The organism is Paenibacillus sp. JT22N15, from assembly GCF_059383755.1.
Map to the genome: position 1 here is coordinate 244038 of NZ_JBXENV010000012.1, position 8806 is coordinate 252843.

Consider the following 8806-nt stretch of genomic DNA (forward strand, 5'->3'; position numbering starts at 1 on the left):
ATTGATTTTTCAACAAATAATCAAGTTTCATCCATCTACTTACTTTCATGGAGGTTATTATGCAACCATTCTTGAGACAAGCTCCTGCTAAACGCTTTCTGCTGCTCATGCTGAGCTGCCTGCTCGTATTGCCAGCTTTTTTTGTCCCTTCTGCCGCACATGCTGCATCAGACGCCCCTACTAAGGTTACGATTACGAATACCAATGTGACAGCCGGACAATCAGCAACCGTGCCCGTCATGCTCACAGATCCAGGAGACGGCGTCGGCGCTTACAATATGCAAATCGACTTCGATCCTACCGTGTTAAGCATCGTCAGCATTACGCCTACACATGGTGAAGTGGCGCCAGAAAACGGCGCTCCATCAGCTACTGGCTATTTTCAGTCCAACTTTGACAATACGGCGGGCTGGGCACGCGCCATCTGGATAGACTCTACGGGCGGAGACTCGCGCATTAACGATCCTGTCCAACTGTTCGCTATTGAGGTTAAATCGCTCAGCAGCGAAACGACAGGAACGTATCACCTGACTGTAGATACGACGAACGCTGAGAAATGGGCGTTCTACCGCAGCCCATCGTATACGACGCCTTCTACCGTTGATGGCGGAGAAATCGTCATTTCGAAGGCCAACTCAGGATCTGGTTCAGGTTCAGGTTCAGGCTCTTCAGGCGGAGGTTCCACTACGACTCCTGCTACAAGCACGCCAGCTCCGACAACTACAACAACTCCGGTTATTGTATACATCGACGGCAAGGAGCAGCAATATGCAACGGCTCAAACCTCTGTGCAGAACGGCCGCAAAACGGTACAGCTGGACGTAGACAATGACAAGGTTCTTAAGCAAATCGACACAGCAGGCATTAAAGAGCTCGTGCTTCCGATTCAAGACAGCACAGTCGCTGTCGTCAACGGAGGCTTGAACGGCCAACTGGTGAAGGAGCTGGAGAAACGCGGCGCAACCGTTAAAATCGAGACGCCAGCAGCAACCTACACCTTGCCTGCGAGCGACATCAACATTGATGCGATTTCCGCACAGGTCGGTACAACGGTGAAGCTGTCCGATATTAAAATCATCATCTCTATTACCGCAGCAGACAATGCAATCATCAATACTGTACAAAGCCAAGCGTCCAAGCAAGGCGTAAGCGTCGTTGGCGCTCCGGTAAACTTTGAAGTCATTGCGCAGTACAATGGACAAAACATCAGCATTGGCCAATTTAATCATTATGTAGAACGCTCGATCGCTCTGCCTGCCGGCGCAGGCGGCTCGAAGATGACAACGGGCGTCGTGCTTGGCGAAGATGGTACGCTGCGTCATGTGCCAACCTATATTTCCGTAACGGGCAGCACGTATTTTGCAAACATCAACAGCTTGACGAACAGCAGCTATGCGGTCGTCTATGCGCCTGCTTCGTTCAAGGATGTTGAAAATCACTGGAGCAAAAATGACGTCAACGATCTCGGCTCCCGCCTGATCATGAAGGGCGTATCGAGCACGGAGTTCGCACCGAATGCTTCCATTACACGCGCTGAGTTTACAGCAACCCTGCTGCGCGCACTTGGTATTCACAAGGCTTCCGGCAGCACTTCGGTTTCCTTCTCCGATGTAAAGGCAGGCAGCTGGTATGAAAATGAAGTGAAGCTTGCTGTAGCAAACAAGCTGATCAGCGGCTATTCGGACGGAACCTTCCGTCCAAACGGTTTGATTACCCGTGAAGAAGCGATGATTATTTTAAACCGCGCTCTTGCGATTACAACTTTGCCAACCGTCAGCGATGCTGCTGAAATCGACAGCCTGCTGGCTGTTTACGAGGACAGCTCCTCGGTGTCGGGATATGCGAAAGCCGCTGTTGCCAGCGCTTTGAAAAACGGCATTGTGCAGGGAGCTGACGGTTCCCTGAACCCAGATTCCAACGTGACCCGTGCCGAAACGGCTGCTATTGTGAAGCGCCTGCTCGTCAAGGCTGGCCTGATTAACGGCTAAGTTGCTAGCAAGCTTGTTATAAAGCTGTAAGATTCTGAGCTTGGAATCTTACAGCTTTTCACACTCAGCTGCTTGAATTAGACAAGCTATTCGGAATAAAGGAGACTTAAGACAAATGAAGCATTCTTTGCGTAAAATGGCTGGTTTTTCACGAATCAAAGGTCCCTCGCTATTGTTGTGCACCGCTGTACTAGGAACAAGCTTGTCATTGTCAACCCTGGCGCATGCAGCATCTGGACCATCGAACTACTTCCTACCTGTTGTAAACAACGATATTCAATGGGTCAAGCCTACTTCTAATTACAGTCCTGTCCCTAGCTCGGGATCGCAGATTATTACGTACGACTCCTCCATTATGCTGGATACGACGAAGCTGTTCCCTCAGGCAGCCATCATCACTACGTTAACCGCTTGGTCCAGTGATACAAATGTCGCATCGGTTAATGTGCAGCTGCCTTATATAGACGTTGAAATTTTAGCTGCTGGAACGACTGAAATCAGAATTGAAGGCGTTACAGCCGGAAATGAAAAGCTGACCGAGCATTTCCGCGTGACGGTAGACCGCTTTGCGGATACGAACAAGGATGGCATGGTTACAGCAGCGGATGCGTTCCTGATCGCTAGAGAGATAGACCGGAATACCGTCCTGACCCCAGGCGACGCCAATCTGTACGATATCGACCGCGATGGCAGCATCTCCATGGCAGATGTCGCGGCTCTGATGAATCTCTACACCGGGAAAACCGCCCTTAACTCAACTGAAAAATATATCGTCACTTTAAGCGCCATTGACGATGCTCCTGCTGTGTACAACACTTCCTTAAGTGTCGACTCATGGGTGTCTGGCAAGACGGCTACTGCGCAATACAGTTATTTTGACGCCGAAAATTATGCCGAGGGCAATACCCGCACGAAATGGTTCCGCGGTACTCAAGCTGACGGCTCTGACCGGGTGGAAATCATCGGTGAAACGGCGACTACTTACAGCCTTCAGCAAGACGATGTCAATTATTATGTGTTCGCAGAGGTAACGCCGGTTGCCGCATCAGGCGATCTGCTGACGGGCCAGGCCGTCCTCTTGAAGTCAAATGCTGCCGTAGCAAGCGCTGCTCCTTTCATTGTAAGCCGCACCCCTGTAAACGGAAGCGTCAATGTCAATCAATATGACGATATTGTTTTTACATTTAATAGAGACATTTCCGCCGTTGCTGGTAAAGAGATCAAATTTATTGATACCTCAACTAACAGTGAAGTGCTGAGCTTTCCAGCCGACTATCCGGCTCACGTTATCATTAGCGGAAATACGGTTACCCTTAGCGGTTTAACCATTTTCCTGCCATCCGATACACAATTCAGCATTATCATCGATGATGGCGCCTTCGAAGATATCGACGGAAATGATTTTGCAGGCGTCTCACTTTCTGAATGGATGTTCACAACCCAATATGTAGGTTAACAGTGTCAAGACTATCGAAGATCAAAATACCCAGGCCCCACACATCTACCCTTACTATCATGGAGGTTATTATGCAACCATTATTGAAGCAAGCTCCTGCAAGACGCCTTCTGCTGCTCATACTGAGCTGCCTGCTCGTATTGCCAGCCGTTCTTCTTCCAACTGCCGCACACGCTGAATCTAGCGCCCCTGCGCAGGTTACGATTACGAATACCCGAGTTGCAGCTGGACAATCAGGAAGCGTGCCTGTCATGCTGACGAGTGCTGGCGATGGCGTTGGTGCTTATAACATGCAGCTCGATTTCGATCCTGCTATTTTCAGCATCGTCAGCATCACGCCTACCTATGGCGAAGTTGCTCCAGAAGACGGCAGCCCCTCTGATACGGGCTATTTCCAGTCCAACTTCGACAATACGGCTGGCTGGGTCCGGGCGATCTGGATCGATTCCACTGGCGGAAACTCGCGTATTCATGACCCGCAGCAGCTGTTTACTATTGAAATTAAAGCGCTTAGCAGCGAAACGACAGGAACTTATAATTTGACTGTTGATACGTCCAAAGATGAAAATTGGGCCATTTACCGCAGTTCCTCTTATAAGGTGCCGTCTACACTGGCAGGCGGAGAAATTGTCGTTTACAAGGATTCTCCGAACAATCCAGACCCAGGCTCCGGCTCGGGCGGCGGTTCCACAACACCGACACCTGCTACAAGCACACCGGCGCCGACAACAACATCGACACCGGTCATCGTCTACATCGACGGCAAGGAGCAGCCACAATTTGCGACTTCGAAGTCTTCTGTACAAAATGGACGCAAATCGGTGCTGCTTGAAGTAGACAACGATAAAGTGCTCAAGCAAATCAGCACTTCCGGCATTAAAGAGCTGGTGCTTCCGGTTCAGGATACTACTGCTGCTATCGTGACTGGCGAGCTGAACGGCCAACTGGTGAAAGAACTGGAAGGTCGCGGTGCTTCCGTTAAAATTCAAACGCCTACGGCTACTTATACACTGCCTGCGAGCGATATCAACATTAACAGCATTTCCGCACAGGTTGGCGCTTCGGCTGCCCTGTCGGATATTAAAATCACGATTTCCATCACAACAGCCGATGGCTCCGCGGCAAGCGCAGTAAAATCCCAAGCCTCCAAGCAAGGGCTGAGCGTTGTTGGAACGCCAGTAGACTTTGAAGTTGTGGCGCATTACAACGGCAAAAGCATTGTCGTTAACCAGTTTAATCATTATGTAGAGCGCGCAATCGCTCTTCCTGCCGGCTCTGACGGCACAGCGATTACAACAGGCGTAGTGCTGGGGTCTGATGGCGCCCTGCACCATGTACCGACCCATATTTCCGTTACGGGCAGCACGTATTGGGCGAGCATCAACAGCTTGACGAACAGCAGCTATGCGGTCGTTTATACCCCGGCTTCGTTCAAGGATGTTGAAAATCACTGGAGCAAAAATGACGTCAACGATCTCGGCTCCCGCCTGATCATGAAGGGCGTATCGGGAACTGAATTTGCACCGAACGCTTCCATTACTCGCGCTGAGTTCACAGCAACCTTGCTGCGCGCACTTGGCATCCATGCCGCTTCCGGCAGCACAGCGGTTTCCTTCTCCGATGTGAAGGCAGGCAGCTGGTACGAAAATGAAGTGAAGCTCGCGGTTTCGAGCAAGCTGATCAGCGGCTATTCGGACGGCACCTTCCGTCCAAACGGCTTGATCACTCGCGAAGAAGCGATGATTATTTTGAACCGCGCCCTTGCGCTTACCTCACTAGCACAAGTCAGCGATGCCGCTGAAATCGACAGCCTGCTGGCAGCCTACCAAGACAGCGCATCGGTATCAGCTTCGGCTAAAGCCGCAGTTGCTGCTGCTTTGAAAAACGGCATTGTCCAAGGCGCCGATGGCGCTCTGAACCCGGATTCCAATGTAACCCGGGCAGAGACCGCTGCTATCGTGAAACGCCTGCTTGTCAAAGCTGGTCTAATTAACGGTTAAGCTTGATCTGCATGATTTCAATCCGGCTGCAAAATTCTATCGCTAGAATTTTGCAGCCTTTTCCTTCGACTTAATTCGACAATAAGATTCAGAATCCGTTCAACCGCTTGTTTTACAATAAAGGCAATATCTCATCAACCCTCTTATAAGGAGAACTGGACGAATGAATAATTATTGGCGTAAAATGACTCATTTCTCCCGCAGCAAAGGACCTGTGATTATTTTGTGCGCGACCATGCTGGGGAGCGCTCTGCCACTGCCAAATGGAGCGAATGCCACTCCGGCCACCTCCAACTTTTTCACCCCGATCGTCAACAAGGATATTCCCTGGATTAAGCCTTCCTCGGATTCTACCGCCCCATTAGGTGCGGCTATCGAGCATCACGGCTCCCGTATTTCCTTGGATGCAAGTGTGCTTTTCTCCGGTGTTGCTGGCCTTTCCCAGCTGACAGCCTCGTCCAGCGATTCCGCCGTTGCTACGGCAAATGCTTATCAGCTTTATACAGAATTAGAGATTATATTGGCGGGGACAACTACGATTACGCTTGAAGCGCAAACCCCAACGCTTGAAAAACTGACGGAGCAGTTCCAGTTGACCGTAACCCGCATCGGGGATACGACTGTCGACGGTGTTGTCACTGCTGCGGACGCCCTGTACATTATGAAGGTCGTGAACAGCGGCGCTGTACTGACGCCGGAAGAGATTAATCTGCTCGATATTAACCGTGACGGCGTTGTCACCGCTGCGGACGCAACCAAGCTGCTAAGCAGCTATGCGGGCAAAGGCTCCTCGGCAACCAGCTCCAATTACATCATCACGCTCAGTTCTATCAACGATGCTCCTGTGCTGCACGGCGCTTCGCTCGCTGGCTTGCTGAAAGCAGGCGAAATGATGACGGTGCAATATAATTATTTTGATGCTGAAAATGACGCCGAAGCCGCTTCCCGCTTCCAATGGTACCGCGGCACGCAGGCAGATGGCTCGGACCGCACGGCCATTGCCGGCGCAACTTCGCCAGCCTATCCCGTTGCGTCTGAAGACGTCGGCTTCTACTTATTTGTAGAAGCTACACCAGTTGCGGCGGCAGGCATAACTGATGGCCGATCCGTTATGCTAGCGACCAGCACGGTAGTGCCAGATACGTCCGCGCCTTATATTCAGAGCCGGGTTCCGGCCCATTCAGCGGGCGAAATTAGCGTAGCTGCCGATTTGGAGCTGACAATGAATAGGCCCGTTACAGCTGTTTCCGGTAAAAAAATCTATATTACAAATACGGCGAATCCGCTTGATGTTTTGGCCTACGATGCAGACGATGCTAGTCATATCATCATAGATGGCAAAAATATATCGATTAAGCATGCCGATCTAGGCAGCGAGACAAGCTATTCCGTCACGATAGACGCTGGCGCATTCATCGATCAGGCGGGCAATACCTTTGAAGGCATCAGCAGTTCTTCAGCTTGGAGCTTTGCAACTGCCGATGTCGCCGCTCCTCTGCTCGTGCAGACCTCTCCTGCAAATCAGGAGCCGAACTATGCTTTGTCAGCCGAGCCTTCCCTGTCCTTTAACGAGGATATTGTTCCGGTCACAGGCAAAAAAATTACGATTCGGCAGGCCTCAGACGATACGGTCGTGCAAACCTACATCGTATCTGAATCAGATCAGGTTACGATTCAAGGCGGTAAAGCGATTCTCCATCCCTCATCACAACTTTTTCAATTCACGAGCATAACTGCTTATTACGTAGAGGTTGAGGAAGGCGCATTTACAGATGTGCATGGCAATGCATTTGCAGGCATCAGCGATGATTCAGCCTGGACGTTCCTGACCGCAGATGCGCGGACGTTAACTGCTGTCGATCTTGAGGATTTGACGGAGGATCAACTGCGAGCTTCCGGCGGGGCTATTTTCGCTGTCGCATTAGAGGAGGATACGTTCGATTCGGCGGCAAACACGGGCGACTTTGAGTTGAACCATGCTCCACAAGGCATGACCATACTCGATGTGTCGCATTTATCCCCCAATGAGATTTGGCTATCGGTAGATTACGATGGCACCGACTTTGATACGGATATTACAAACTTCAGCATTACAGCCAAGGCAAGCGCTTTGACCAGCGGACGCACACTTAAGACTATTGACATGCTCATTAGCGCAACGAATGAGCTGGAAATTACCAGCCTGTCTCCTGCTAACCATGAGCTAAATACGAATAAAAATTTGACGCTTTCGCTTACGTTTAATCGGCCCGTTACAGCGGCAGCAGGCCAAACGCTTACCGTGTATAAAGCATCAGACGATACCGTTGCCGCCAGCATCGCCCTCAATGACCCATCCCAGGTGACGTTCAGCGCCAATACGGCAAATGTCCAAGTTGCCGGGCTCTCAGGCGCGACCGCCTATTATGTAAAGTTTGCTGCCGGAAGCTTTAAAGACAGCAATGGTCTGGCATCGACGGGAATGACCTCGAAGACACAGTGGACGTTTACAACCGCTGCCGACGCTCCGAGCTTTACAACCTCGCCTGTTTACATTGCCGAGTTTTTACTTGAGGATGAATACCGGTCAGCCGTCGAAATTTATAGCGACAACAGTGACCTTACAGGCTATAGCTTGTTTGTTTACGGCCGCAATTCTACCAATGGGCAGTACTACGAGAAGGAGCTAGCGTTTCCTTTCCTCATGCCCAACAATATTACCGTTATTATAGACACAGCATTTTATGATTTTATGGATATAACTTCAGCTGTTTATTTTAATTTTGAAGATAAGTTTGCTCCAGAATGGAATATTACGGTGAGCGGCCTTGCTCTTAAGAAAAATGGCGTGGTCGTTGATGTAGCTGGCGATATCAGCTCAAACGGAGCTTTAACCAGTACCCTGTTCCCAAGCGGCGGTACAATGGTCCGCAAGTTGGGTCAAATCGGCAAGAGCTTGTACGATACCAGCCAGTGGTCCTATTATCCTAAAGGGACGTACGAATATATGGGGCATCACACGCCGTAAATGACGATAATACTGTAAGGATGGCTTGCACTGCCTTGAAAACCAACACGGTGCTAAGCTCATATAGCTAACGGCATCAGGCTGGAGTCCGTTCTGGGGACGGCTCCGGCCTCTTTTTTTGCTCCGCCCAAGGTGAAACGGCTGTGGCCGTCCTTTGGCGGCACGGCGCGTTTCATTCCGAGAAATAGAGAGGAAGGGCGGAAAAATCAGCTCCTTCCCTATATTTCAAGGTGAAACGGCTGTCGCCGTCCTTTGGCGGCACGGCGCGTTTCATTCCGAGAAATAGAGAGGAAGGGCGGAAAAATCAGCTCCTTCCCTATATTTCAAGGTGAAACGGCTGTCGCCGTCCTTTGGC

General features: G+C 50.6%; 4 protein-coding genes. All 4 read left to right on the plus strand.

Annotated elements, in window-relative coordinates; translation table 11 throughout:
* Nucleotides 1-59 precede the first annotated feature (59 nt).
* The 4 genes from AC50X8_RS23575 to AC50X8_RS23590 all read left to right on the plus strand — a co-directional run bounded on the left by AC50X8_RS23575 (nucleotide 60) and on the right by AC50X8_RS23590 (nucleotide 8451).
* Complete coding sequence (locus AC50X8_RS23575; protein ID WP_494881851.1) at nucleotides 60-1988, plus strand: S-layer homology domain-containing protein; 1929 nt, start codon at nucleotides 60-62, stop codon at nucleotides 1986-1988.
* 115 nt (nucleotides 1989-2103) lie between these two features.
* Nucleotides 2104-3444: an Ig-like domain-containing protein gene (locus tag AC50X8_RS23580; protein WP_494881853.1), complete on the plus strand. Its 1341-nt coding sequence runs from the start codon at nucleotides 2104-2106 to the stop codon at nucleotides 3442-3444.
* A gap of 71 nt (nucleotides 3445-3515) precedes the next feature.
* The gene (locus AC50X8_RS23585; protein WP_494881855.1) at nucleotides 3516-5444 is read left to right on the plus strand and encodes an S-layer homology domain-containing protein; all 1929 of its coding nucleotides are present in this window, start codon (nucleotides 3516-3518) and stop codon (nucleotides 5442-5444) included.
* A 163-nt stretch (nucleotides 5445-5607) separates the two neighbouring features.
* A complete protein-coding gene (locus AC50X8_RS23590) occupies nucleotides 5608-8451 on the plus strand; it encodes an Ig-like domain-containing protein (protein ID WP_494881857.1) in 2844 nt (947 codons plus the stop codon).
* The last annotated feature ends 355 nt before the right edge of the window (nucleotides 8452-8806 follow it).